This window comes from Paenibacillus sp. FSL H7-0357 (genome assembly GCF_000758525.1).
Classification (GTDB): Bacteria; Bacillota; Bacilli; order Paenibacillales; family Paenibacillaceae; genus Paenibacillus_AQ.
In genome coordinates, this window is the sequence record NZ_CP009241.1 from 3,381,973 (window position 1) to 3,407,064 (window position 25,092).

General features: G+C 49.6%; 22 protein-coding genes. 15 read left to right on the top strand and 7 right to left on the bottom strand.

Annotated features, from left to right (window positions below; all coding sequences use genetic code 11):
• Positions 1-9: 9 nt before the first annotated feature.
• From H70357_RS14595 to H70357_RS14630, 8 genes are all read left to right on the top strand, one after another.
• Entirely contained in the window at positions 10-1,023 is a 1,014-nt protein-coding gene (locus H70357_RS14595) for a substrate-binding domain-containing protein (RefSeq protein WP_038590655.1), read from the top strand.
• Positions 1,024-1,052: 29 nt separating this feature from the next.
• On the top strand, positions 1,053-2,912 hold the full coding sequence (locus tag H70357_RS14600) for a cache domain-containing sensor histidine kinase (RefSeq protein ID WP_038590657.1): 1,860 nt from the start codon (positions 1,053-1,055) through the stop codon (positions 2,910-2,912).
• A 26-nt stretch (positions 2,913-2,938) separates the two neighbouring features.
• Positions 2,939-4,162 carry a response regulator gene (locus tag H70357_RS14605; protein ID WP_038590659.1) on the top strand — a complete coding sequence of 408 codons (1,224 nt, stop codon included), beginning with the start codon at positions 2,939-2,941 and terminating at the stop codon, positions 4,160-4,162.
• Between the two features lie 255 nt (positions 4,163-4,417).
• Entirely contained in the window at positions 4,418-5,506 is a 1,089-nt protein-coding gene (gene chvE / locus H70357_RS14610; RefSeq protein ID WP_038590661.1) for a multiple monosaccharide ABC transporter substrate-binding protein, read from the top strand.
• A gap of 41 nt (positions 5,507-5,547) precedes the next feature.
• Positions 5,548-7,098 (top strand): multiple monosaccharide ABC transporter ATP-binding protein, encoded by a 1,551-nt coding sequence (mmsA, locus tag H70357_RS14615; RefSeq protein WP_038590663.1) that lies wholly within the window; start codon positions 5,548-5,550, stop codon positions 7,096-7,098.
• Positions 7,085-8,248, top strand: a complete 1,164-nt coding sequence (gene mmsB / locus H70357_RS14620) for a multiple monosaccharide ABC transporter permease (RefSeq protein WP_038590665.1) — start codon at positions 7,085-7,087, stop codon at positions 8,246-8,248. Before mmsA ends, mmsB begins: the two co-directional genes overlap by 14 nt.
• A 168-nt stretch (positions 8,249-8,416) precedes the next feature.
• A complete protein-coding gene (locus H70357_RS14625; protein WP_038590667.1) occupies positions 8,417-9,085 on the top strand; it encodes a TraX family protein in 669 nt (222 codons plus the stop codon).
• A 93-nt stretch (positions 9,086-9,178) separates the two neighbouring features.
• Complete coding sequence (locus H70357_RS14630; RefSeq protein ID WP_052092032.1) at positions 9,179-10,693, top strand: copper amine oxidase N-terminal domain-containing protein; 1,515 nt, start codon at positions 9,179-9,181, stop codon at positions 10,691-10,693.
• A gap of 64 nt (positions 10,694-10,757) precedes the next feature.
• Here the strand turns inward: H70357_RS14630 and H70357_RS14635 are convergent, their stop codons facing one another.
• Positions 10,758-10,973, bottom strand: coding sequence for a helix-hairpin-helix domain-containing protein (locus H70357_RS14635; RefSeq protein ID WP_038590670.1), 216 nt, complete (start codon positions 10,971-10,973; stop codon positions 10,758-10,760).
• Between the two features lie 30 nt (positions 10,974-11,003).
• Entirely contained in the window at positions 11,004-12,425 is a 1,422-nt protein-coding gene (locus H70357_RS14640; protein ID WP_052092033.1) for a metallophosphoesterase, read from the bottom strand.
• Positions 12,426-12,695: 270 nt separating this feature from the next.
• On the opposite strand from H70357_RS14640, the gene H70357_RS14645 reads away from it, so the two are divergent.
• Both H70357_RS14645 and H70357_RS14650 read left to right on the top strand, forming a co-directional pair.
• Complete coding sequence (locus H70357_RS14645; protein ID WP_038590673.1) at positions 12,696-13,295, top strand: nitroreductase family protein; 600 nt, start codon at positions 12,696-12,698, stop codon at positions 13,293-13,295.
• 75 nt (positions 13,296-13,370) lie between these two features.
• Complete coding sequence (locus tag H70357_RS14650; RefSeq protein ID WP_038590676.1) at positions 13,371-13,565, top strand: DUF2188 domain-containing protein; 195 nt, start codon at positions 13,371-13,373, stop codon at positions 13,563-13,565.
• A 78-nt stretch (positions 13,566-13,643) separates the two neighbouring features.
• Here H70357_RS14650 and H70357_RS14655 read toward each other — a convergent pair whose 3' ends face one another.
• A complete protein-coding gene (locus H70357_RS14655; RefSeq protein WP_038590679.1) occupies positions 13,644-14,855 on the bottom strand; it encodes a peptidylprolyl isomerase in 1,212 nt (403 codons plus the stop codon).
• 316 nt (positions 14,856-15,171) lie between these two features.
• On the bottom strand, positions 15,172-15,507 hold the full coding sequence (locus H70357_RS14660; RefSeq protein WP_038590681.1) for a hypothetical protein: 336 nt from the start codon (positions 15,505-15,507) through the stop codon (positions 15,172-15,174).
• A gap of 223 nt (positions 15,508-15,730) precedes the next feature.
• Here H70357_RS14660 and H70357_RS14665 point away from each other — a divergent pair, with 223 nt between their 5' ends.
• Positions 15,731-16,840, top strand: a complete 1,110-nt coding sequence (locus H70357_RS14665) for a lactonase family protein (RefSeq protein WP_038590684.1) — start codon at positions 15,731-15,733, stop codon at positions 16,838-16,840.
• Between the two features lie 138 nt (positions 16,841-16,978).
• Here H70357_RS14665 and hfq read toward each other — a convergent pair whose 3' ends face one another.
• Positions 16,979-17,200 carry an RNA chaperone Hfq gene (gene hfq / locus H70357_RS14670; RefSeq protein ID WP_038590687.1) on the bottom strand — a complete coding sequence of 74 codons (222 nt, stop codon included), beginning with the start codon at positions 17,198-17,200 and terminating at the stop codon, positions 16,979-16,981.
• Positions 17,201-17,311: 111 nt separating this feature from the next.
• Between hfq and H70357_RS14675 the strand changes: the two genes are divergently transcribed.
• A complete protein-coding gene (locus H70357_RS14675) occupies positions 17,312-17,992 on the top strand; it encodes a phosphatase PAP2 family protein (protein WP_038590689.1) in 681 nt (226 codons plus the stop codon).
• Between the two features lie 49 nt (positions 17,993-18,041).
• Here the strand turns inward: H70357_RS14675 and H70357_RS14680 are convergent, their stop codons facing one another.
• Positions 18,042-18,512 carry a hypothetical protein gene (locus tag H70357_RS14680; protein ID WP_038590692.1) on the bottom strand — a complete coding sequence of 157 codons (471 nt, stop codon included), beginning with the start codon at positions 18,510-18,512 and terminating at the stop codon, positions 18,042-18,044.
• 203 nt (positions 18,513-18,715) lie between these two features.
• Here H70357_RS14680 and H70357_RS14685 point away from each other — a divergent pair, with 203 nt between their 5' ends.
• The 3 genes from H70357_RS14685 to H70357_RS14695 all read left to right on the top strand — a co-directional run bounded on the left by H70357_RS14685 (position 18,716) and on the right by H70357_RS14695 (position 23,851).
• Positions 18,716-19,747 carry an FUSC family protein gene (locus H70357_RS14685; protein ID WP_038590695.1) on the top strand — a complete coding sequence of 344 codons (1,032 nt, stop codon included), beginning with the start codon at positions 18,716-18,718 and terminating at the stop codon, positions 19,745-19,747.
• Between the two features lie 247 nt (positions 19,748-19,994).
• Positions 19,995-22,346, top strand: coding sequence for an RNA polymerase recycling motor HelD (helD, locus tag H70357_RS14690; RefSeq protein WP_038590698.1), 2,352 nt, complete (start codon positions 19,995-19,997; stop codon positions 22,344-22,346).
• A 224-nt stretch (positions 22,347-22,570) separates the two neighbouring features.
• On the top strand, positions 22,571-23,851 hold the full coding sequence (locus tag H70357_RS14695) for a bacillibactin exporter BcbE (RefSeq protein WP_038590701.1): 1,281 nt from the start codon (positions 22,571-22,573) through the stop codon (positions 23,849-23,851).
• A 37-nt stretch (positions 23,852-23,888) separates the two neighbouring features.
• Here the strand turns inward: H70357_RS14695 and H70357_RS14700 are convergent, their stop codons facing one another.
• A complete protein-coding gene (locus H70357_RS14700) occupies positions 23,889-25,091 on the bottom strand; it encodes an MFS transporter (RefSeq protein WP_038590704.1) in 1,203 nt (400 codons plus the stop codon).
• Between the last annotated feature and the right edge of the window lies 1 nt (position 25,092).

Here is a 25,092-nt window from a genome sequence, read left to right on the forward strand (position 1 = left end):
GGTTACATTTTGAAAAAGCTGTGGATGGTATATGTGCTGTTAATCGGTATTTTTCTCGTTTATGTGCTGAATTACAAGCTGCAGGCTGACGCTGCGGATCCATGGGAGACAGCCGGTCTGCGCGGCAATATAGAAGATAAATATGTGATGGTTACCTTTCAAAGTGGAATTGATTATTGGAAAAGCGTACTGAAGGGCTTCGAAGATGCTGCGGAGGAGCTGAACGTCTCCGTCGAATACCATGGCTCGACCCAGCATGATGCCAATGAGCAAATGACAGTATTGGAGCAAATGATAGCCAAAAAACCGGCGGGAATTGCCATTTCGGCAGTCAATTCCGAGCTGCTCACAGCGACGATCAATAAGGCCGTGGACAGCGGCATCCCCGTCGTGCTGTTTGACTCGGGAGCACCGGACAGCAAGGCCTACTCTTTCCTTGGCACTAACAACTACAATGCCGGAGTTGAAGCAGCGCGGAAGATGGCCCAGCTCACCGGCGGCAAAGGGGAGGTGGCGATTATTACGACCCCGGAGCAGCATAATCATCAGGAGCGTACGGACGGCTTCAGCGTCACCATCCGCAGCGAATTCCCTGAGATGAAGCTGGTAGCAATCAAGGATGGACGCGGCGATCAGGTGGCTTCCAGGGAAGCGGCGGAACAGCTGGTAGCGGAATACCCGGAGCTTACAGGTATCTTTGCTACGGAGTCCAATGGGGGAATAGGAGTAGCCGAGGCGGTGGAAATGAAGCAGGGAGCCGGATCATTACTCAAGATCATCAGCTTCGATACGGATAAAGGCACACTTGATCTTGTTAAAGAAGGCAGAATCGCCGCCACGATGGCGCAAGGTACCTGGAATATGGGCTACTGGTCGCTTACGGAGCTGTTTCATTTACACCGTGATCTGGATGAGGACCCTGCCGCCTACGCCAATAACAAGCCTATTCCTGTGCCCGATACGGTAGACACCGGCATTGATGTGGTGACCCGGGCCAATGTGGACAACTATTATGCCAAATAGAAGCAGGCTGATGCGGGGGGGATTGTCTTATGCGGAAGAGCGGCTTGACGATGGAGAAGCTGAAGTTTAACAATCTGCCGATCCGGTATAAGCTGATCATCCATTTTTTATTGATCAGCATTCTGCCTTCGATCGGGCTAGGATTGCTGATTGGCTGGACGGTGGACCGGATTATCGAAGAGCAGAGCAACGAGAATACGATGCAGCTGATCGGCAAGGTCAATACGGCGCTGGAAAATGATGTGGAGAATCTGCAGAAGATAACCTACCTGATTTCTTTTGATCCGGGGGTGCAGGCTTTTCTGGATGGCACCGAGAAGGCGGAAACGCGGTTGAAGGAAGCAGGCACAAGCGGAGAATCGGCAGAGTACAATATCCGCAAGTTTCTGCAGGGCTTTACTACGCTTAGCTCTGAAATTGCCGGAATTATGCTGGTCAACCGTGAAGGCAATTTCATCAGTAATGAAATGTATGCCCGCCCCGAAACCCGTGTGACTAATGAAGCATGGTACAAGGAGGCTGTTGATAATAAAGGGATATTCAAAATTGTCGGACATCCTTATGGGCGCGCAGTCATGTCCCATGTTGATTATAAAGAAAGCGAAGTGGTATCCGCCGTGAGAGCGATTGTTGATCCGGAGACGCAGGTGGTGCAGGGCGTGGTTCTGGTCGATTTGAAGCTGCGGGTCATTGCCGAGACGGCGCGCGATGTGACGCTGGGCAAAACCGGTTATTTGACGGTAGTGGATGACAGCGGGGAAATGATCTATGCTCCGCAGCATCCTTTTATGCAAAAGATTCCGGCCGGCCTGTTCAGTGAAACCTCCGGCATCACCTCGGAGACTGTAGACGGCCGCCATTTGCAGTTGATCTACAGGACTTCTGCCTTTACAGGATGGACGACAATGGGCGTCTTTCCAATGGAGGAATCAGCTTATGGCGTGCGGGAGATTACGTTTAATGTCGTAACGTTTGTGTTTGTGGTCTGTATGCTGGGGATGACGGCATCCTTTTATCTGGCGTATTCGATTTCCCGCCCGATCGGCCAGCTCGCTTCCTTCATGAGCAAGGCGCAATCCGGCGATTTGACGATCCGCTACTGGGGCAACCGCTCGGATGAAATCGGGCTGCTTGGCCGCAGCTTCAACAGTATGCTGGCCCAAATCAGCAGGCTGCTCTCCTTGACGGAGCTGCAGGCCCGGCAGAAGCGGGAGGCGGAGCTGCGCAGTCTACAGGCGCATATCAAACCGCATTTTTTATATAATACGCTGGATACGATCCACTGGATGGCCCGCAGCAAGGGGGCGGAGGATATCGCCGAGGTGGTCCAGTCTTTATCCAAGCTGTTCCGCCTTGGACTCAGCAAAGGCAGCGACATTGTCCCGCTCTCCGATGAGCTGGAGCATATCATCAGTTATCTGAAGATCCAGCAGGTCCGCTACAGCAGCAAGCTGACGTATAGCATTGAGGTGGAGCCGCGGCTCCGGGAGCTCTATGTGCTTAAGCTGCTGCTTCAGCCGATGGTAGAGAACGCGATTTATCACGGAATCAAAGAGCGGCGCGGTCCGGGTCAACTCACCATTTCGGTGGTAGAACGTGAGGGGGATTTGTACTTGACAGTTACAGATGACGGGGCAGGTATTCCGGAAGCGCAGCTCTCCATCCTGAACCAACGGCTTGAGGCTGTCGGGAGCAGCAGTGACGCTGCGGAAGCGGAACAGCCGCTTCCCGGCAGCACAGGGAGCGGCTACGGCATTCTCAATGTCCAGGCACGGATTAGGCTGACCTACGGGCAGCCATACGGACTCCGCATCGACAGCAGACAAGGTGAGGGAACCGCTGCAACGATCCGGCATCCTGTCGTTCGTGAAGCGTATCCCCGCGATTGATTATGGAATGGAGGGAGCAAGCGCATATGGAATACTGGAAGGTCATGATTGCCGATGATGAAGACATCATCCGTGAAGGAATTAAGCAATGTGTGGACTGGGAAGGGCTTGGCCTGCAGGTAGTTGCGGAGGCGGAGGACGGTGAGGAGGCGCTTGAGCTTGCGCTTCATCATACCGTCCATATCGCACTCGTTGATTTGAATATGCCGATCATGCATGGAATTGAACTGATGAAGCGGCTGAGGGAGCAGCTCCCCGGCTGCAAAATCATCGTGATTACCGGACATGACGAGTTTGTCTTTGCCCAGGAGTCGATAAGGCTGCAGGTGAATGATTATATTCTCAAGCCTGCCGAACCAAAGCAGCTGATGCAGGTGCTGCGGGGTGTCCGGGATGAACTGAATGCGGTGAGAGAGCGGAACCAGCATTTGCAGCAGGCCTCCAAACAGATTAGCAAAAACTTTCCATTGCTGCGTGAACGCTTCTGCCAGGAATGGCTGGACGGAAATCTGACCCGGGAAGAAATCCTTGAGCAGCTGCATTTTCTGCAGTTGCCGCTGGAGCGTCCTGAACTGATCGGCATCATCCGCTGGAGATGGGAAGCCCACCCCTCGGGAATGGGGGAGAAGGAACGCCAGCTGTTTCTTTTCGCCATCGAGAATATTGCCGCCGAACTGCTGGAGACGTACCCGAAAGTTATTTTTCGCGATGCGGCAGGACTAATCGTAATTCTTCTCTGGCATGAAGCGGGAGAGCGTATAATGGCCGGAGTCGAAGCTGCCGTACGCTGTCATCTCAAAATCGCCGTCGAAGTGGGAATTCAGCCCGTTGAAGGAGAGATTGAGGAGCTGGCCTCCTCATACCGTAAATGCAGAGCGGAGCTTGCCAAGGAGCAGCCTTTATCGCCGCTGGTTCGCCGGGCGAAGCAATATATCCTTGAGCATTACAGTGAGTACGGCTTGACCCTGGAGGCGATGGCGGGCTCTCTTCAAGCCTCTCCGGTCTATCTCAGCCGCCTGTTCAAGCAGGAGCTTGGCGAATCCTTTGGAACGTATCTGACACAGATTCGAGTGCGCAAAGCGGCACAGCTGCTGCATTCCACGGAAATGAGCATCCATGAGGTAGCAGAGCGTTCAGGATACGAGACCCAGCATTATTTCAGCACCTCGTTCAAAAAGCAGACAGGAGTGTCCCCCCTGCAGTTTCGTAAGGGCGTGCTTCCCGGAGAAGCCGGCCGTGATAACGAGTAAGTGGCAGGGAGCAGAAAGTTAGAGTGCCCGTTGGGTACTTGAAGTCCATAGTTGTTCAGCAAGACGTTCCCACATGCAGGCTCCGGCCTCATGTGGTTTTTTTGTTTTTATGTAAACGCTGACAAAAAAGGTTTTGATTTTATAAAAACAGTAGTTTGAGTGTAAATACGGGGCCGTATCCCCCTTGTTATACTCGACTTGTCAAACGGGAAACGCCCGCGAAGGCAACAGAATAGTCCAGGGGGGAATACAGCAATGAAAAAATACTCATTGATCATGTTGACACTGGTAGTTGTATTGATCATGTCCGCTTGCGGCAACACAAAAAATGCAGGCGGCAGCTCGGATGATTCCAAAGGCAAGGTAGGGATTGCTATGCCGACGAAGTCGTCGGAGCGCTGGGTGAATGACGGCAACAACATGGTGAAGGAGTTCGAGAAGCTGGGATACGGCACGGATCTTCAATACGCCGAGGATGTCGTGGAGAACCAGGTGTCGCAGATCGAGAATATGATCACCAAAGGTGTAAAGGCAATTGTCATCGCTTCTATTGACGGTGAGGCCCTGACTGATGTGCTGCAGAAAGCGCATGACGCAGACGTTAAAGTGATCGCCTACGACCGCCTGATCAAAAAAAGTGAATATGTCGATTATTATGCTACCTTCGACAACTTCAAGGTCGGTGTGCTGCAAGGCTCCTATATCGAAGAAAAGCTTGGCCTGAAGGACGGCAAAGGGCCGTTCAACATTGAATTGTTCGGCGGTTCACCGGATGACAACAACGCCTATTTCTTTTTTGATGGCGCGATGTCCATTCTGAAGCCTTACATTGACTCCGGCAAGCTGGTGGTCCGCAGTAAACAGACCACGATGGATCAGGTCGCTACCTTACGCTGGGACGGTGCTGCCGCTCAAGCGCGGATGGATAATCTGCTCAGCGCCAATTATGCGAGCGAGAATCTTGATGCCGTTCTGTCCCCATATGATGGCATCAGCATTGGAATCCTGTCTTCCCTAAAAGGTGTGGGGTATGGCTCAGGTGACAAGAAGCTTCCGGTTGTCACCGGTCAGGACGCCGAGCTGGCCTCTGTGAAGTCGATTTTAGCCGGAGAGCAGACCCAGACCGTATTTAAAGATACCCGTGAGCTGGCCAAAAAAGCGGTAGATATGACGGAAAGCGTACTTAAAGGCACAGAGGCAGAGGTCAACGACACAACTACCTATGACAACGGTGCAAAAATCGTTCCTTCCTACCTGTTGGAGCCGGTCTCTGTGGATGCAGGCAATGTGGATAAAGTGCTGGTGGATGGCGGCTATTATACCAAAGAAGAGCTGGGAAAATAATCGGCTGCAACAGTGACTATTGAAAGCTGGGTGAAAAAGCAATGAGTGACTATATCTTGGAGATGAACAGCATTACGAAGACGTTCCCCGGCGTCAAAGCGCTCTCGAATGTGAATCTGCAGGTCAAGGCTGGTGAGATCCATGCGCTTTGCGGGGAGAATGGAGCCGGGAAATCAACGCTGATGAAAGTGCTGAGCGGTGTCTATCCGCATGGGACATATGAAGGAGATATTTTATTCGAAGGCCAAGTCTGCCAGTTCAAGGATATCAAGGACAGCGAAAATCTGGGTATAGTCATTATTCATCAAGAGCTGGCATTGATTCCGTACTTGTCTATTTCGGAAAATATCTTCCTCGGCAATGAGCAGGCAAAGCATGGGGTGATCAACTGGAACGAAACGACGGTAAAAACCAAAGAACTGTTGGAGACAGTCGGCTTAAAAGAATCACCGTTTACCGGAGTATCAACGATAGGTGTCGGCAAGCAGCAGCTCGTGGAGATCGCGAAAGCGCTCTCCAAGGAGGTGAAGCTGCTCATTCTTGATGAGCCGACGGCGGCACTGAATGAGGATGATAGCGAGAACCTGCTCAACTTGATCCTGGAACTGAAAAAACGGGGGATTTCCTCGATTATCATCTCACACAAGTTGAACGAAATCGAGAAGGTAGCGGATTCTGTAACGATTTTGCGGGACGGCCAAACGATCCGGACACTGGATATGAAGTTGGATGGAGTGACCGAGGATGTCATTATCAAAGGCATGGTCGGACGCGATCTTACGAACCGCTATCCCGAGCGGACACCGGATTTGGGCGAAACGATCTTTGAGATCCGTAACTGGGAAGTGTATCACCCTACACAGGCTGACCGCAAAATGCTCCATGGGATCAATCTTCATATCCGCCGCGGGGAAGTTGTCGGCATTGCCGGACTTATGGGAGCCGGACGCACGGAGCTGGCGATGAGTGTCTTCGGAAAGTCCTATGGCAAAAAGATCAGCGGCCAGATCTTCATGCATGGACAGGAAGTGCATTTAAACGACATCAATAAAGCGATAGAAAGCGGACTGGCTTATGTAACCGAAGACCGCAAGCAGTACGGGCTTATTCTAATCGACGATATCAAGCGCAACATCTCGCTCAGCAATTTGCGGAAGCTTTCCCGCCGGGGTGTCATTAATGAGAATGAGGAAGTGCTGGTTGCAGAGGAATACCGCAGGAAGCTGAACATCAAGACACCGAGCATTTTGCAAAAAACAGTCAACCTCAGCGGCGGCAATCAGCAAAAAGTGGTGCTCAGCAAATGGATCTACGCGCAGCCGGATATCCTTATCCTGGATGAACCTACACGAGGCATTGACGTAGGTGCGAAATATGAGATTTACTCGATCATCAACGGGCTTGCTGCGGAGGGTAAGGGAGTGCTGGTTATTTCTTCCGAGCTGCCGGAAATTATCGGCATGTGCGACAGGATTTATACGATGTGCGAAGGCCGGATCAGCGGCGAAGTGGAGCGGCAGGATGCGTCGCAGGAGCTGTTAATGAAGTACATGACACGAAGCAAGGGGGCAACACCGCATGGCAGTCATTAGTGGGATTTTCAAAAAGAATATCCGCCAATACGGCATGATCATTGCACTGATCTTTATTTCAATTTTCTTTCAAATCCTCACCGACGGCATTTTGCTCAAGCCGCTGAATGTTACGAATCTGATTCTGCAAAACAGCTATATCCTGGTTCTGGCCATCGGGATGGTGCTTGTCATCATTACGGGACATATCGACCTGTCCGTCGGATCGGTGGCAGCATTTATCGGGGCGCTTTCAGCGATAATGATGGTCGACATGCAGCTGAATCCGGTGCTTGCTGTCATTCTTTCACTGCTGATGGGGGCGCTGGTTGGTGCCTGGCAGGGCTTCTGGGTTGCCTATATCAAAATCCCCGCATTTATCGTCACCCTGGCAGGAATGTTACTGTTTCGCGGCTTGACGATGATCGTACTGAATGGGCAGTCCATTGCCCCGTTCCCCAAGACATTCCAAAAAATCAGTTCCGGGTTCGTCCCCGATATCGTGAGCGGGGGTTCGCTGAATGTGCTGACCCTTATTGTGGGTGTCATTCTTTCCGTTCTGGTGGTGTACCAGGAATTCAGAACCCGTAAAATCTCTGTGAAATACGGTTTTGAGCAGTCGGCGGTCTGGTTGTCCATCGCCAAAGCGGGAGCATTGGTGATTGTAATCAACCTCTTTACCTTCGTGATTGCTCAATACAATGGGATTCCGAATATCCTCGTGATCCTGCTTGTGCTGATTGCGATTTACTCCTTCGTGATGAATCATATGACGATGGGCCGGCATATTTATGCGCTGGGCGGCAACGAAAAAGCAGCCAGCCTCTCCGGTGTCAAAACCAAACGAGTTACCTTCTGGGTGTTCGTCAATATGGGTGTACTCGCGGCCTTGTCCGGTCTGGTATTTGCCGCCCGCCTGAACTCCGCCACTCCAAAAGCCGGAACCAACTTCGAGCTGGATGCTATCGCAGCCTGCTTCATTGGGGGAGCTTCTGCTTCCGGCGGAATCGGCACAGTGGTGGGAGCGATCATCGGGGGGCTGGTAATGGGCGTCATGAACAACGGTATGTCCCTGGTTGGCCTGGGCGTCGATTGGCAGCAGGGCATTAAAGGGCTTGTACTTCTTCTGGCCGTAGGGTTCGATATTTACAACAAGTCGAAGACTGCGTAGTTAAGGATGAATTGTCACAGAGCCATTCCCGCAACCGTTGCGGGGAGGGCTCTTTTTGGCATAGTTGGAAAGAAGAAGCTGTTCATATCTGTATCCGTACCTTACAATAGAAAAGACTTCTTGATGAATAGCTATATATAATGTAGATTATGAACCAGGAGGATAGACATGCAAATCATCGCGATGCTGACTATGCTGATCGACCATATCGGCTATATTTTTTTTCCGGGAGAGCTTGCCTGGCGGTATGTTGGGAGAATTGCTTTTCCAATTTACTGCTACGGACTGGTGCAGGGGCATATACATACATCATCAAGGGCCAGATACCTGCGGCGGCTTCTCTGGATTGCGTTGATTGCACAGGTGCCATATAATCTGGCGCTGGATCCCGGAGGCTGGAATGTCGTATTTACTCTGCTTCTGTCTGCTATTGTGCTTGTAATCCTGGATAAGTTGCCTAGCCTTTGGTTTGGCATTCCTGTGGTAATTGCAGCGGTTTTTCTAATGGATGTTCTTCCGCTCGATTATAATGCCTACGGTCTGTTGCTGGTGCTGATTTTCCGCTATGCGCGTTCCTATTGGCTAGTTCTGGCACATTTTGTTTTGAACGGGTTTTACCTGTTCTACAGCGGCTGGCTGGTCCAGATGGTCAGCATTGTGCCTACGCTTCTCATTGCTCTGACCCCGGGAGTATGGGGGGGTCTGGAGAAAAAACGCCTTCCGCGCTGGGTATGGTGGTCCTTTTACCCGGCACATTTAGCGCTGCTCGCCTTGTTGAAGATTCTGATTTTCCAGAATTGGGTAACTATAGATTGGCGAGGTTTGTTAACTTTATAGCTGGTTACCAAAAGATGGCGTATCCTATGCAAATCCTTCCTCATTTTGAGTTGATGGATAGATCACAAAAATAAACGTAAGAGGAGACATGCTATGAAGAAAATGAAAGCAAGAACCAAGTGGTTACTCCCGATTCTCGCACTGCTGCTGATTCTGGCGGGCTGTCAGACGGTCGGCGGACTCGACGTCAATAAGGCGTTACTAGGGGATCTGGATGTTAAGTCTTCTGAATCCAGCACAACCTTTTCCTTGAATGCTGTACCTGCCGCTGGAATCAGCGCCGAGGATCAGGAGATGGTAGATCTTATCAATTCTTTTTCCGTTAATATTGCTCATGTAAAACTGCAGGACAACGGCAATGTATCTGCTGTCGGATCAGTTGGCTATAAGAAATTGACAGTGCCATTCACACTGTTTATGGATAAAGAAGCCATAGTGTTTACAGCGGAAGGGGCGAAGCAGCCGTTCTACTTCCCGCTTGAAAGTTATGAAGAAGAATTAGGTGTGGAAGGATTTGATCCGACAAAAGCACAGGAGATTTCCAGGCTCCTTACGACGTTTGTGGTGAAGAATCTTCCGAACCCTGGTGCAATTAACGTATCCTCCGTAAATGAAGCCGTATATGGTCAGCAATTGAACCTTACGAAGCTACATACGGAAATTACAGGTGACGAGCTGCCCGCATTAGTGAAAAGCTTCCTGAAATCTGTTTCTAAAGATACTGAAGGATTTACTGCGCTGATCAGCGGCCTCTATGATTATCTGTATCCGATTCTTAAGGCATCCGGAATGGAAGAAGGCTTGAGCGATTTCGGACTGGGTGATATCCCGTTGAATGACAAAGAAGGTGTCGTAACAGTCGCACATGATGCCGCCAAGCTGGCGGTGGATGCTCTTCTCCTGGTGTACGACAATCAGGTGAAGAACCTGTATAAGTCAACTCCTGAGCTGAACACCATTCTCGGCAAGGATACAAAGCTGCAAGTGGATCTGTTCGTGGACAGCGGATTCCATATCCGCAAGCAAAACGTAGATCTGAAGGTAGCACTTCCAGCTAGTGAAGACCTGCCGCTTCAGAGCATTTCGGTTAAAGCAGAAACCCAGACCTGGAATGTAAATGGAGCTGTGACAGCCGATGCCATCAGCAAAGAGGGAGCATTGGATCTCTCCGAAACCCAGCTTACACCGGGTCAGACGCTGAGAAGCTTTGATCAGAATTCTGCAGTATACAAACTGCTGAAGGATGATTTTGGCATTACAGCCAAAGATCTTGTGATTGCCCCGGATGATGATTATTATTATCCGATTGTAGAAAACGGCACAACGTATGTTCCGCTGCGCTACCTGGCAGAGGATCTGGATGCAGTGGTGAAATGGGATCCTGTGAACAAGGCGATTAATGTTACCGATGATGTGTATGGCGACGTTGTCGTGTTCAAGGTAGGCTCTGCACAGGTCTTGATCAACGGTAAGGCAGTGAAGATTTCACAGCCAGTATTCGTAGACGAGTACGGTGATGCCTATGTGCCTCTCCGTCTGTTGGCGGAAGCTTTGCATGCTACTGTTAAAGTAGATGAGTACGGTTATATTGATATCCACCGTCCTTAAGCAAATGTGAAGCAATAGAAAAGAAGGCCGGAACTCCTGTACATAGGAGTTCCGGCCTTTTTGATTATTCGGCAAATGACAGCCCTTTGGCCGCAAGTGCCTGACGGATCTGATCCATCGCTTTGGGTCCCATGCCATGCAGCTTTAGCACCTCAGCTTCGCGGAGTGTAGTGAATTGCTCCAGGCGGCTGTATCCGGCAGCGGTAAGAGCACGTTGTGCCGGCTTGGACAATTTGGCGGGGAGCTCGCTGTCTAGCTTGAATTCAGTGATGTCAGCCACTGGAAGTGCTCCTCTCTTTGCACAAGGTTCCTATTGTTTGGTGAGGACAATCTTAAGTGAGGTATGGCTCTGTTCCTGATTCTCGGCCATGCTGCGGATATAGCCGGACATGAAGCCGCCTTCCATACCTTCCCACAGTTTGTAGCCCGGCATGGCTTTAATCTCATCAATCGAACTGGCTGCAGTTCCTGCAAAGTAATTCACATTTAATTTGGCCATTACCTGAGCCATCGACTGCTTTTCTGCTTCGGTAAAGGATGTTTCTTTGAGCTTATTCATCGCCTTGTTGTAGGAAGATCCGGCAAAAGTTTCTTCTGCATATGTCTTAAAGTTTAGCAGATGGGGATCGTTAATTCCAGATGCTGCGGCCCAGCCCTCCACATCAACTGCAGCCGTATGATAGGTTACAGCGCGGGAGCTTGGATCAAAGGTCATAGCTCCATATTGATGGGGATTCACAGCCATAGCACTTGTAGCGATATCATATACCGGCAATGCTTGAGAGGCTGCCTTATTCTCTTCGTTAACGGGTGGATCACGGCGGATATTCTGCATATGAATATGCCCGGACAGTACCAGATTCAGCCCGCTCCGGCGCAGCATCTTCATTGCTTCCTGGCTGTTGTTCAGCTTGAAGCCGGAAACGGACATCGAGGTGTGGCTCAGCAGGTTGTGGTGCATTACCGTAATGATCGAAGCATGCTGCTCGGCCGCCAGCTTTACACAGTCATCCATCCAGGAGAACGTACCTGGAAGAATACGCCCGTCGGTTTGCGGAAAACCGTATTTCTCGTTGTTGTTGTATTGGCTGCTGTCAATCATCAGCAGATATAGTTCCGGCGCTGCCTTTACGAAATAACTCAGGCTGTTCTTGTCCCGGGATATGGCTTCATTATATCCGAAGTCTCCGTACATTCCGGTAAAATCTTTATCAGTGATATGCTCTGCAACAAGCTGCTTGTCCCCTTCAAAGGATCTCGCCCAAGGGTTGAACAGATCATGATTGCCGGGTATGACATACACAGAGGTACCCATATTCTCAATACGTTTCAGCTTCTCTGCAAGCTCCTTATGGCTGCTTGCTTCACCATTATTGGTCAGATCGCCGCTGAGAATAAGAAATTTCGGCTTCTGCTGCTGCACATCATAGAGCAGAGCTTCCGCAAGCTCATCGCTGTAAGGCAGCATTTTGCCGTCGCCACCGCTGACATAGGACTGGAAAGCAGTTCCGCCATCTTCCAGCGCTTTATCCAGGTAGTGGGTATCGGTTGCTACCCAAAAGGATACCGGCTCGGTATTTTGTTCCGAAGAAGACGGGACCGCTGTTGAAGTTGGTGGCAATTTTGTGTCTTTGCATCCGCTGAGGCCTAAAGATGCTGCCAGCAATATAGATAAGGTCCAAGTCGTAGTGTTTTTTAGGGAAAAGGGGTACTTCAAAGACAATAATTTCATGGTTGAAACCTTCCTTCTGCACTTTTGCTGAACTATTGTAGCTTATTTCTAGCGGAATTGTATATCGGAAAGTAAGGCGATGTTTCGAAACCTGTACAGGTGATTATAGAAAAATAGTGGAGAGGGTATAAATATCGGGATTCCTGCGACAATAAGTGTTGGTGAAAAGAGAAGAAGCAGGAAATAGTTGTGAAATAGTATTGTGTTACCAGAATAAAAGTGTTAAGATTTAGAAAAGTTAGTTACTAAATAAATGGAGGTAGTTATTTTATGTCTAAAAATTTTCTGGAAGTAGTAAAAGAAAGACGTTCCATTTATTCACTCAGCAAAGAAACTCCGATTTCCGATGCTCAAATCAAAGAGATTGTTGAAGCTGCGGTATTACATAGCCCAACTTCATTTAATTCCCAAAGCTCCAGAGCCGTTGTTCTTCTAGGCGACAAGCATGATAAACTATGGGATATCACTGCTGAAACCCTGCGCAAGATTGTTCCAACAGAACAGTTTGAAGGCACTGCTCAAAAATTGGCTTCCTTCAAAGCAGGTTATGGTTCCGTATTGTTCTTCGAAGATCAGACAGTGGTGAAGAGCCTGCAGGAGAATTTTGCCCTGTACGCCGATAATTTCCCGGTTTGGTCCAACCAGTCTTCCGGGATTCTGCAGTTTGTAGTATGGACAGCATTTGCAGAAGCAGGCCTAGGTGCGTCACTGCAGCACTACAATCCGCTAATTGACGATGAAGTGAAAACAACCTTTGACATTCCTGCAGAATGGAAGCTGATCGCCCAAATGCCGTTCGGTAAAATTGCTACCGCTCCGGGCGAGAAAGAATTCCAACCGATTGAAGACCGTGTAAAAGTGCTTAAATAAGCATCCTATAGAGATGTTTAGAACCTCCTTGACCGGGCTAATAAGTACTATAGCCTAATCAAGGAGGTTTTCATTATGCCGTGGAACAAGGATGATTACCCGGATTCACTTAAGAATTTTATGGCGCCTGTACGTAACAAGGCGATTGAGATAGCCAATGCCCTGCTGGAGGAAGGTTATGAGGAAGGGCGAGCCATCTCGATTGCGACAGCACAAGCTAAAGAGTGGGGCGAAAATCACGATAAGCAGATCCGTAAGAAAAATCATTAGACAAGAAGAGGACCAGGCGGTTAACCGCCTGGTCCTCTTCTGTGGGAAAGCTTGTCCTGTTAAATATTGCGAACTGCCTTATTTGGCAGGGGGTGCTTCAGTTGCTGAAGGTTCTGCGCTTGTTTCTGGAGGTGCAGATTCTTTGGCATCAGTGAGCGAGTTGGTGATCTTTGCTTTGCTATTCAGCTCCGACAGCCAAGTGTTTGACATTTCGGATACCTTTTGTGCTTTAAGAGTCTTTTCGATTTCTGCTTTCTTTTCTTCCAGCGTATATTCTTTTGCTTCCTTGCGGTCGGTCACCTTGATAATGTGGTAGCCGAAATCACTCTTTACTGCACCGCTGGTTTCACCGACTTTAAGCTTAAAGGCCGCATCGGAGAATTCAGCAACCATATCACTGCGTTTGAAGAAGTTAAGATCGCCGCCGTTCTCTTTGGAAGCAGTATCCGTAGACTTTTCTTTAGCTAGCTTGGCAAAATCCGCTCCTTCTTTAAGCTGCTTGACGATGGAGTCAGCTTCCGCTTGGGTGGCTACAAGAATATGGGAAGCCCGGACTTCTTCTTCCTGTTTAAAGGAAGCTTTGTTCTCATCATAATAAGCGGAAATATCTTTTTCCGTAACGGTTACTTTCGGTTCAATCAGCTTGCGGATTTTCACTTGCATAGGCATTTGCTTCTTCAGATCATCAAGGGTCATATTACTTTGTGACAATGCAGCGTTCAGGGCGTCTTCACCGCCGAGCTGAGTCTTAAGATCTTCAATCTCCGCATTGAGGTCCGCGTCGGTAACGGTGACATTGGCTTTCTTAGCTTCCTGATCCACAAGGGTAGTTGTGATCAGGTTCTTCAGTGTAGCTTCACCGCCGGCTTCAATCAGTTTATCGTAAAGCTGAGCTTTCGTAATGTCGGTTCCATTAACGGTTGCAACAGCTGTCTTGCTGTCGTCTTTTTGGAAAGGCGGTTTAATCAGTACAATGATAAGCGCAGCTGCGAGTACAATAGAAGCGATCATCCAGCCTTTTCCAGCTTTAGGGGAAGATGACGGTGGAGGAGCTCCAGCGCCCACTTTGTTCATTACTGGAACATTTCTTTCAGCTTCTCTAACAGCAGGTGTCTCAACGGATTCGGCAGTTTTAAACACTGGTGTTTCGGAAGCGTTGACATCACCGGTTGCTGGAGTAGACGCTGCCTCTTGGACTAACCCTTCATTGTTGTTTACGGAAGTGTTGCTTTCCTCCGTTGTTCCATTGTTGTTCTGGTGTTCGTTTTCGCCCAAATCTCTTTTGTCCATTATAATTAATGACTCCCTTCAATATAGGTGTTGCCTGTCTTTCTACAACTTTACCAGAAATCAGGATTCCAAACCTTAAGAAAGTATAAAAAAGTATATTTACTTTTTAAGATTCCATTAAGACAAGTGGAAACGGCTTCGCCGTCCTCAAAAGGACGGTATCCGTTTCAGCGAGAAATAGAAGGATAATTTATAGCGTGAAGCATATAAATTCTTATATTTTAAAGGAAAAACCGGAGTTGCATGGTTGCACCACGCGCTTCCGGTTTATGTAGAAGATATAAGAATGTATTCGTATATCTCTGAGTGTATCCGCTTAGGAGCTGAGGCCTCTGAGCAGATGTCGAATACTTTCCTGCTTCCGTCTGGGAACACGGACATTTTTGGCGTACAGGCCCATTTCACCGAAGTAGATACAGTCATCCTCAATTGCGCTGATCTTGTTCAGATTAACGTAGCAGCCTCCGTACACATGATAATAGCTGGCATTGGATAATAAACGATTCAGTTGCTCGGCAGTCATTCTCTTTTTAATGTTGTAGTTTCTGCCGTGAAAAATGACCAAGTCGTGATCTCCGACTTTAAAGAACAGAATGTCCGTCTCCACCTCGAAGTCCTCATATACGTTTCTGGCTTCCAGCAGGCTGCTCATTCGTGTTCCCCCTTTATAAAAATTTACGTTGATGTTAGCGCTTTCATTATATCATATCCAATCTGATTTGAGAAGGCTTATTTTTGAAATGTTTTTTGTCATTTTTTACGTTGCATTTGTCATAGACGCTGAAAAATTGTAAATTATAAAGATGACTGCCGTTAAAACTGCGGGCGGTTTGGATGAAACTATAGTTATGAAACCATGGAGGAGGAATACCGAGATGAATGAGAATACTAAACTGTTGTTGTTTACTGGCTCCTACGCAAGTGCGGAAGAGAGCGGAGTTCAGGTGTTTGAATTCAACGGGGAGGCAGGGGGCACACTGGAACTGCTGGATACGGTGCAAGGTATCACGAATCCCACCTTTGTTAATGTTGATGCTTCGGGACAACGGCTGTATGCCATTGGTGAACAGGGGAATCGTGAAAACGTCAAGGAAGGCGAGGTTGTCTCCTTCGCCATTGATCCACAGACAGGCAAGCTGACCGAACTGAAGCGGATTCCATCGATGCCTGCCGCAGGCAAAACCCAAACCACCACCTGTCATATCTCCAGAGATCTGGAGAACGAATATATCGTTGTATGCAGTTACCATGGCGGAAGTATCGGTCTTGTGGCACTTGATAAGCAAGGGCTGCCGCTGGCGCTTACGGATACAGCTCAGCATACCGGACATGGCACGCATCCGGAACGCCAGGACCGGCCGCATCCGCATTCGTCCGTATTCAGTCCAGACGGGCGTTTCCTGTTTGTGTCGGATCTGGGACTCGATCTGATTCGTTCCTACCGGATCAACCGGGAGCGGCAGACGCTCGAGGTTCATGACGAAACCCCGCTGCACAAGGGAGCAGGTCCAAGGCATTTTACCTTCCACCCGGACGGCAAATCTGCTTATGTTATCAATGAAGTGGATTCCACGATTACTTCGTTTACATATGACAGCAGTGCCGGAACCTTGCATACGGTCGTAACTGTGCCGACTCTGCCAGCGGATTATGAGGGGGAGAACACTTGCGCTGAAATATCTTTGTCCACGGACGGCCGCTACCTTTACGGCTCCAACCGCGGGCATGACAGTATTGTGGTCTATGCTGTGGATGCCGAATCCGCTGCGCTTACGTGGGTAGAGCATGTGTCTACACGCGGCGGCCATCCGCGCCACTTTACAGTGACCCCTGACGGAGCATTTCTGATTGTTGCCAATCGTGACGGGAACAATCTGGTGGTATTTTCCCTCGATCCTGCCAGCGGGCGCCTTAGCTTCACAGGCAATACAGCAGAGGTGTCAAAGCCGGTATGTGTTAAGCCTGCTGTATTCTTCATCTCGTAAGTTATCACAAGACAGAGCGGTTAAGTGGACTTCATTCGGGTTAAATCCGACAAAAGGAACACCGGGGAATTGCTCCGGTGTTCCTTTTGAATTAAGGCTGTAACGTTATGGTGGTTAGTGGTGATGTAAAATGGCTTGTTATTTAAGTGAGACGGGCTTAAGCGGCACAACCGTGGAAACTGCCGATTTAAAGAGCACATTTTGCCTGCCGTCACCCTGTCCGTGCAAGGTGATCGTGTAAGCGTCGTATGAGGTCACAATTCCCTGCATTTTAACTCCGTTGGTTGTAAAAATCGTCACGGGCACCTTTGTTGAAATACATTGGTTCAACAAACGTTCCTGTAATTTTAGACTTTCCACTTTGGCAGCACTCCATCTTTTTTATGAATTGACTTCCAGGTCAATTATAACACGGGAAAGACTCTTCCTGGAAATGTGGTGGACGGCGCGGAATTAGACAAGGAGGTAGTTATGCTTTATTATCAGTACTGGTCCAGAGGTTTTCGCTGGTTTTTATGGTTTTTGTTAGGATTTAGTGTGATTGCTACGCTTGTATTCCTGAACAAGACGGTTTCCTTTGATACCTATATTATTCATATTGTCCAATCTGCAGAATCTCCTGCACTTACTTCGCTGGCTAAAGGATTGTCACTGGTGGGTTCCTCCAGTCTGGCGATCGGCATCTCACTGTTGACTATGGCGTTGCTATTCTTTCTGCTGAAGCACCGGTTGGAGCTGATTTTGTTCCTCTGGGTTGCATTAGGTTCGCAGCTGCTGAATACAATGATGAAACTGTGGTTTCACCGGGAACGCCCCAATATTCACCGGCTGATTGAGCAGGCGGGATACAGCTTTCCCAGTGGGCACTCCATGGCTGCCTTTTCCTTATATGGTGCAATCGCCTATTTGCTCTGGCGGCATTTGCGGCGGCACCGTGAACGGTTTTTACTGATTTGTTTTACAGTTCTGATGACAGGCGGTATCGGGTGGAGCCGGATTTATCTGGGTGTGCATTACCCGAGTGATGTGATCGGAGGGTATACCGCAAGCGGTGCGTGGCTGATGCTGTCTATCGCTTTATTTGAAGCCTACCGGAATTCACGAAAGCGCAAATCTGCCGGAACAATTAATCAAGCGGATACCCGCAGGTAGACCTGCGTTGTATCCGCTTGATGTTTGGTGGTTTTCTTTTTTTGAACGATTAGGGTTTGGCTTGATGTGCACTCGACGCATTGGCAATGCTCAGCTTCAGCAAAGCAGGCAGTCCGGCTTTTAGCTTCTGGACTTCGTCGGATGTCAATTGCCCGTCTTTGATGGACTCATCCAGCTTCAGGCTGGCGGCCTCACTCAGTTTTTGAATATATTGCTCCTCGGTCCAGCCCTTTTTCTCCTTAGCCAGCGTGTAGAGGGTTTTACCGCTTTTCAAACTGCGGATCAATTCTGTACGGTCGATCTCAAGCAGCTTGGCCGATTCATTCAGAATAAAATAACCTCCGGCTTTAAAGCCCCGCACATGATGTGGATGGGAGGAATGTTCTTTTCCCGCATGAATGCTGTCCGGTGCAGGTGAAGGTGTGCTTCCGGCAGTGTTGTCTGCAAATGCAGCGGCTGGAGCCAGACTGAGCATCACGGCTGTGGCAAAGGCTGTTATTCTTTTAATGTTGTTGCTCATGATTCACCTCTTGTGATCGTTATGGGTACTGCAGTACACAGTATTCCCTGGAAGCTGAAAGAATTCTGAAAGCAAGCTTAAGCCATACTAAAAATTCGCCGGCCTTCTCCATGGGTAATAGTGGTTGTACCCTATTAGAAATTGACTTAAGTTCTGCAGGATATACATAAAAGATGATAATAAAATAGTAAGGAGGGATGATTTTGGCCTTCGGCGCCCGCATACTCAAAACAGGAATGGCTGTCACACTCGCACTTTATCTTTCTGCACTGTTGCAATTTACTTCTCCAGTAGGTGCGGCGATTGCAGCAATCTTTGCCATGCAGCCCTCCATATACCGGTCATGGCGCTACTTCCTGGACCAGATACAAACCAGCACAATGGGGGCAGTCATCGCGCTGCTGGGGGGAATGGTGTTGTCCAATGAGCCCATCGCGGTTGGGCTGGTATGTATCCTCGTAATTATGATCAGCATGAAAATGAACCGTGCCGATACGATCGGACTGACACTCGTTACAGTAATTTCTGTAATGGAAGCTTCGGGGCAGTGGGAATTTGCATTGACCCGCTTTCTGCTTACGCTCACAGGAATTGTATCGGCATTTTTAATCAATATTACGGTCTTTCCGCCAAAACCGCGTAAGCAGTACATCCAGCAGATCGAGAGCGTGTTCACCAGCTTGTCGCTGCTGCTGCGGACTGCAGTATCGCATGAGATGAAAGAGAGTGTCTTCCGCGACGAGAAACATGCGCTGGAGGGTTCAATTAAAGCGCTGGCAGATAAGTATGGATTGTTTGAAGAAGAGCAGAAGCAGCTGCGAAGAGCCAAATACAGTCAAACCCGGCAAATGGTGATGTACAAAAATCTGTTGTCCTCGCTGCAGAAGGGGTATGAGGTACTGGAGGCCGTAGACCGCCACTATTTCCAGGCAGAACGGACGGAGCGGACCGATGAGCTGTTCGACAGGCATCTGGAGCAGCTGATTAAATACCATGAATACATCCTGCTCAAATTCGAGGACAAGCTGAAGCCGGGTTCAAGTGACTCGGAGCCGCTTGGAGAGGACAATGACAGATTTCTGCAGCAGGCAATTGAGGGCTATGACGCTGAGAAATCAGGGCAGTTGCGGTTATCTGTTGTTGCAGCAGCTATCTATGATTACGGGTACCAATTGGAGCGCCTCGATAAAGTGGCGGATCAGATCAACCGTGCATCTGCCGATGAAAAAGAATAGCAGGCTTCAATCTGACATACTTACGCTATATAAACAAAAAATCCGGTCCCAAAGGACCGGATCATATACATAATAGGCTATGACATCATAAAGTATTATAATAATGGACTCAAAGACTTGATAAAGTCGGGTGGAATTGCTAAAATAAGAGGATATTGAATGAATATTGTAAAATATGCATAATTATACAAAATAACTATACCATGGGTAAAAATAAATGTCAACCTTCCAAAGGGGATGAAATGCAGTGGAGAAACATGATAGCGAGTGGAAAGAGGAGCAGGAGCGGGTAACGGGTATAACGAAGCTGCTTAAGGGCCATATCCGGCAGTTGTCTGAAGAGCTGGGTCTGCACCGCAGCGATGTTGTGGATATGCGCAAAGATTTCTGGGAAGAGGTCACGGTTAACTTCAGCAGCCCGGATGATCTGGGCGAGACTTCAACCAGTCTGCGGCAGCAGGCACAAATATTAAATGAACGCGAGCGCCATCATCTGCAGTCAAGCAAAGCGCTTAAAAAATATAAAAAGCTTGTGGTGTCTCCCTATTTTGGACGGATTGATTTCTCTGAGACTCCGGACGGAGAGGTAGAGAAGATCTATCTCGGAATTGGTTCCCTGATGGAGGATAACGGCACCTTCCTGATTTATGACTGGCGGGCCCCAATCTCAAGTCTGTATTATGACGGAGCGCCAGGTCCGGCGGCTTATGATACACCTGGAGGACTCGTGAGCGGTACGATGGAACTGAAACGGCAGTTCGTAATTGATGACGGGGTCATCGAAGTGATGTTTGATACCGGAGTAACCATCGGGGATGAATTGCTTCAACAGGTGCTAAGCCACAGCGCGGACGACCGGATGAAGAGCATTGTGGCGACGATTCAGAAGGAACAGAATGCAGTAATCCGCAACGACAAAAGCCGGATGCTGGTTGTCCAGGGTGCTGCCGGAAGCGGTAAAACCTCAGCAGCCCTGCAACGGGTCGCCTATCTGCTCTATAAATACCGTGAGGTGCTGCAAGCCGATCAAATGCTGCTGTTCTCACCCAATCCGCTGTTCAACAGTTATGTCTCCACGGTTCTTCCGGAGCTTGGTGAAGAAAATATGCAGCAGACAACGTTCCAGATGTATCTGGAGCACCGGCTGGGCTACGAATTTCAACTGGAGGATGTCTTCAGCCAGACGGAAAGTTTGCTGAATACACCTGACGGACCGGAAGCCTCAGTGCGCAGAGAAGGAATCGGGTATAAATCATCAGTAGCTTTTCTGGATGCCATCCGCCGTTATGTGAATCTGCTGGAGCATGAAAGCATGCAATTCAAGCCGCTGATGTTCCAGGGCCGGGCGATCGTTGGAAAAGATGAGATGGAGCAGCAGTTCTACAGCTATGATCCCAATATCAAGCTGGCGAACCGGATTGATCTGATGACAGGCTGGCTGCTCAAGAAGATTGCTGCGTTCAGCATGGAGGAGCGGAGTGCCCAATGGGTCGAAGACCAGATTGAGCTGCTGGATTCCAGTGAATATCAACGTGCTTACCAGATGATGCGGCGCAAGGGTGGCGGCCATAACGAGAGCTTTGATGATTTCGATACCGAAAAAAGCCTGCTCGCCCGGTATATCGTCAGCCAGCGGCTGAAGCCGCTGCGCGGATGGACCAAACGGGGGCGGTTTGTCGATGTTAAAGGGCTGTACAGCCGGTTGTTTACTGACCGGGAGCTAATGGAAACCCTTAACAACAGCAATACTTTGCCGGAGGTTTGGGATGAGATTTGCAGACAAACGCTGCAATCTATAGGGGCTAACGAGCTGGCGTATGAGGATGCAACGCCGTTTCTATATTTAAAGGAGCTGAGCCAGGGCTTCCGGACCAATACGCTAATTCGTCATGTTATTGTGGATGAAGTGCAGGATTATTCTCCATTCCAGCTGGAATTTATGCGCCGCCTGTTTCCGCGGGCCAAGATGACGGTGCTTGGGGACCTGAATCAGGCGATTTATGCCCAGGGCGAGGTGCTTGGCGACCTGGCAGGACTGGTGAGTATTTACGGCGAGGAGAATACCGAGGTGATTTCTCTAACCCGCAGCTATCGTTCGACTTATGAAATTGTTGAGTTCACACGGGCGATGATTCCAGGGGGCGAGCGGATCGTTCCTTTCAACCGCAGCGGGGAAGCGCCACAGCTTACCGTTGTCGAAAGTGAGCCGCAGCTGCTTGCCTCGGTTGAGCAGGATATTCTTAATCTCCATGCGGAGGGCTATCACTATGTGGCAGTTATCTGCAAAACGGCGGAGGAAAGCGCACGTGTACATGCCGAGCTGCAAAACAGGCTGCCGGTAAGACTTGTGACAAAGGAGACGCCTAATTTTCAAAAAGGGACTCTGGTGCTGCCCGCATACTTAGCCAAGGGCGTGGAATTTGATGCAGTGATTATCTATGACGGCTCAGCGGAGAGATATGGCAGGGAGAGCGAACGGAAGCTGTTTTATACCGCTTGTACCCGGGCGATGCATTTGCTGCATATCTATAGCCTGGGAGCGCCCAACCATTTTCTTCCGGCCGCCGTGCGCGAGTCTGTAACCGCCGGTTCGCTGTGAGCTGAATAACATCATATTGGCCGTTTTCGCACCTGATGCGGGAACGGCTTTTTTAAAGTATAGAATTTATATGCTTCACGCTATAAATTATCCTTCTATTTCTCGCTGAAACGGATACCGTCCTTTTGAGGACGGTATCCGTTTCCACTTGCTGGGATGCATACCGGGTCTGCTAATAAACCACAATAAAGGAGACTGTGAACGATAACAAAGGTGGTCAATCCATGAAGGACAGAAAATGGGATCTGGCAGCTCTGGCTTCCATTCCGCTTATTATGACGCTAGGCAACTCCATGCTGCTGCCGATTCTGCCGCAAATCTCCCGGGAGCTGAAGATCAGCTCATTTCAGGTTAGTATGCTGATCACACTATACGGCCTGATGGCCATTCTAATGATTCCGGTGGCGGGTTATCTGTCCGACCGTTATGGGCGGAAAAAGGTTATTTTACCGAGTCTGCTCATTGCTGCGGCCGGAGGAGCGGTTTGTGTTGCTGCTGCCTGGTTCACAGAGGGGCTGACCGCTTACTGGATCATTCTCGGCGGGCGTGTGCTGCAGGGCATTGGCGCAGCCGGAGCCTTTCCGATCGTGCTTCCCTTTGTTGGCGATTTGTTTAAGGATGAAAAGGTGGTCAGCAAAAGTCTGGGACTTATCGAAACCTCAAATACTTTCGGCAAGGTGCTTAGCCCGATTCTCGGGGCTTATTTAGGGCTGCTGCTCTGGTATGCGCCCTTTATTGCCATTCCGGTACTGTGTGTGATCTCGTTTCTGCTTGTCTTATTTCTGGTCCGCAAGCCAGAAGAGCAGGAAGAGACTGAGAAGACGTCCGTCCGGCAGTTTTTATCGGGCATCGCGGATAGTTTACGCCAGCACGGGCGCTGGCTGTATGCCATCTTTGCCATCGGCGGCATTTGCATGTTCGTAACCTTTGGTGTTCTCTTTTATTTATCGGAGACGTTGGAGGCGAAATATAACCTTCATGGTGCCATGAAAGGTTTTGTATTAGCGATTCCGCTGGCGCTGTTGTGTTTGTCCTCCTTCGGCAGCGGCAAGATCATCGGGCAGAACAAGTCAATGATGAAATGGCTGGGCTTCAGCGGGATGGTTTTGTTGACAGCGGCGATGGTTATTGCCGGATTCAGTAAAAGTATTTATATGATCATTGGGTTCCTTAGCCTGGGCGGGATTGGAATTGGCGCAGCATTGCCATGTCTCGATGCGCTGATTACTGAAGGGATTGAGCAGGAAAAGCGGGGCACCATCACCTCCCTTTACAGCAGCATGCGATTCATCGGCGTGTCGCTGGGACCGCCGGTGGTGTCGCTGCTGATGACACGGGGGCACTGGGTGCTGTTTGGTACGATGGCCGGAGTGGGGGCAGTCGGCGGACTGTTGACATTGTTCGCCGTGACGCCCAGTAAAGGAGAAAAAGGAGAAAAGGGCCAATCGGGTTCAAAAAGATTGTCCGAACGGATACCACAGATCTGGCCGCAGCGCGCCCGGTAGTTATACTTCTGTTAATTCGCTGACGGCCGGCTAGAAATTAAGCAGAGGTGACGGCGGTCCGATTGCTTCTCCGTCTGATGGCGAGATACGCAATATAGACCAGAAGCAAAAGTGCGGGAGCCATTGCAGAATAGCGGTACATGACCGCATAGGAGTTATACAACGCAACAGATCCGAGGAGCATAGTGCCGATTGCTACACCAAGATCCAGTGAGTTGAAGAACATGCCGTTGGCCATTCCCCGCTGGCGCGTGTCAACGGACTGAATCATCCAGGTTTGCAGGGCAGGCTGCATGGATCCGAACCCGATCCCGTAGCATAAAGCAGCCGGGAACAGGGCGGCTGTCGATGAGGCGAAGGAGAGCAGCAGCAATCCGCCGATGATGAACAGGCTGCCGGGAATTAGCAGGGCAGCTGGGCCGAAACGGTCATAAATTTTGCCTGACAATGGACGAATGATAACAATGGCAACAGCATTAAACAGAAAGAAATAGGCGATATGTTCCAAATGGGCTTCTTTGCCGTAAAGAGCGAGAAAGCCCAGCAGTCCGCCGTATGACACGGACAGCAGTAAGTTCAGCAGGCATGGGATAAACAGCCTGCGAAATGCCCCGCCTTTGAAATCCGCTGCCGGAACCGCAGCGGGTTCCTTGTGCTGACCCGGAAGCACTGTTGTCAGGCGGTAGCCAAGCGGGAAGATTAGCGCCAGAGCAGCTGCGGTAACAAGCAGCAAGGAGCCGAAACCGGGACCCTGCAGCAGGCTTAGACCGATCAATGGACCGGCAGACATCGCCAGGCTTGTCGACAAGCCGAAATAACCCATGCCTTCACCCATCCGGCGAATCGGGATCACGTCCGAAGCCATTGTCGGAAAGGCGGTACTGGCCATCCCGAAGCCGATCCCGAAGAGCATGCGCATAAGCAGCAGTACGGTTATGCTTCCGGCCCAGTAATAACCGGTGACGGCTACAAGGGATACGGCCAGCCCGAGGAAGATCAGCAGGTTGCGGCCGCCTTTCTCCATGGCCTTGGCCGAGAACAGCCGTGAAGCGATGGCGCTAAGCGCAAATAAGCTGGTGACCAGGCTAACCTGCACGGAAGAGGCGTTCAAGGATTCTTCGGCATAGGCCGGGAGAGTGGATAGTGTCATTTGCAGTCCTGTAAACAGCAGCAGGTTGCAAATTGTCAGCAGAATAAACGATTTTGTCCAGAGACGATCAGATGTTGTGTTCAATACCATT

Excerpts from the sequence above, each read along its gene's own strand:
- H70357_RS14655 (WP_038590679.1), bottom strand. The coding sequence starts at position 14,855 with ATGGACAAAAGAGATTTGGGCGAAAACGAACACCAGAACAACAATGGA.
- H70357_RS14650 (WP_038590676.1), top strand. The coding sequence starts at position 13,371 with ATGCCGTGGAACAAGGATGATTACCCGGATTCACTTAAGAATTTTATG.
- chvE (WP_038590661.1), top strand. The coding sequence starts at position 4,418 with ATGAAAAAATACTCATTGATCATGTTGACACTGGTAGTTGTATTGATC.
- H70357_RS14625 (WP_038590667.1), top strand. The coding sequence starts at position 8,417 with ATGCAAATCATCGCGATGCTGACTATGCTGATCGACCATATCGGCTAT.
- H70357_RS14695 (WP_038590701.1), top strand. The coding sequence starts at position 22,571 with ATGAAGGACAGAAAATGGGATCTGGCAGCTCTGGCTTCCATTCCGCTT.
- H70357_RS14645 (WP_038590673.1), top strand. The coding sequence starts at position 12,696 with ATGTCTAAAAATTTTCTGGAAGTAGTAAAAGAAAGACGTTCCATTTAT.
- H70357_RS14660 (WP_038590681.1), bottom strand. The coding sequence starts at position 15,507 with ATGAGCAGCCTGCTGGAAGCCAGAAACGTATATGAGGACTTCGAGGTG.
- H70357_RS14700 (WP_038590704.1), bottom strand. The coding sequence starts at position 25,091 with ATGGTATTGAACACAACATCTGATCGTCTCTGGACAAAATCGTTTATT.
- H70357_RS14665 (WP_038590684.1), top strand. The coding sequence starts at position 15,731 with ATGAATGAGAATACTAAACTGTTGTTGTTTACTGGCTCCTACGCAAGT.
- mmsA (WP_038590663.1), top strand. The coding sequence starts at position 5,548 with ATGAGTGACTATATCTTGGAGATGAACAGCATTACGAAGACGTTCCCC.
- H70357_RS14680 (WP_038590692.1), bottom strand. The coding sequence starts at position 18,512 with ATGAGCAACAACATTAAAAGAATAACAGCCTTTGCCACAGCCGTGATG.
- mmsB (WP_038590665.1), top strand. The coding sequence starts at position 7,085 with ATGGCAGTCATTAGTGGGATTTTCAAAAAGAATATCCGCCAATACGGC.
- H70357_RS14675 (WP_038590689.1), top strand. The coding sequence starts at position 17,312 with ATGCTTTATTATCAGTACTGGTCCAGAGGTTTTCGCTGGTTTTTATGG.
- H70357_RS14630 (WP_052092032.1), top strand. The coding sequence starts at position 9,179 with ATGAAGAAAATGAAAGCAAGAACCAAGTGGTTACTCCCGATTCTCGCA.
- H70357_RS14640 (WP_052092033.1), bottom strand. The coding sequence starts at position 12,425 with ATGAAATTATTGTCTTTGAAGTACCCCTTTTCCCTAAAAAACACTACG.
- H70357_RS14600 (WP_038590657.1), top strand. The coding sequence starts at position 1,053 with ATGCGGAAGAGCGGCTTGACGATGGAGAAGCTGAAGTTTAACAATCTG.
- H70357_RS14605 (WP_038590659.1), top strand. The coding sequence starts at position 2,939 with ATGGAATACTGGAAGGTCATGATTGCCGATGATGAAGACATCATCCGT.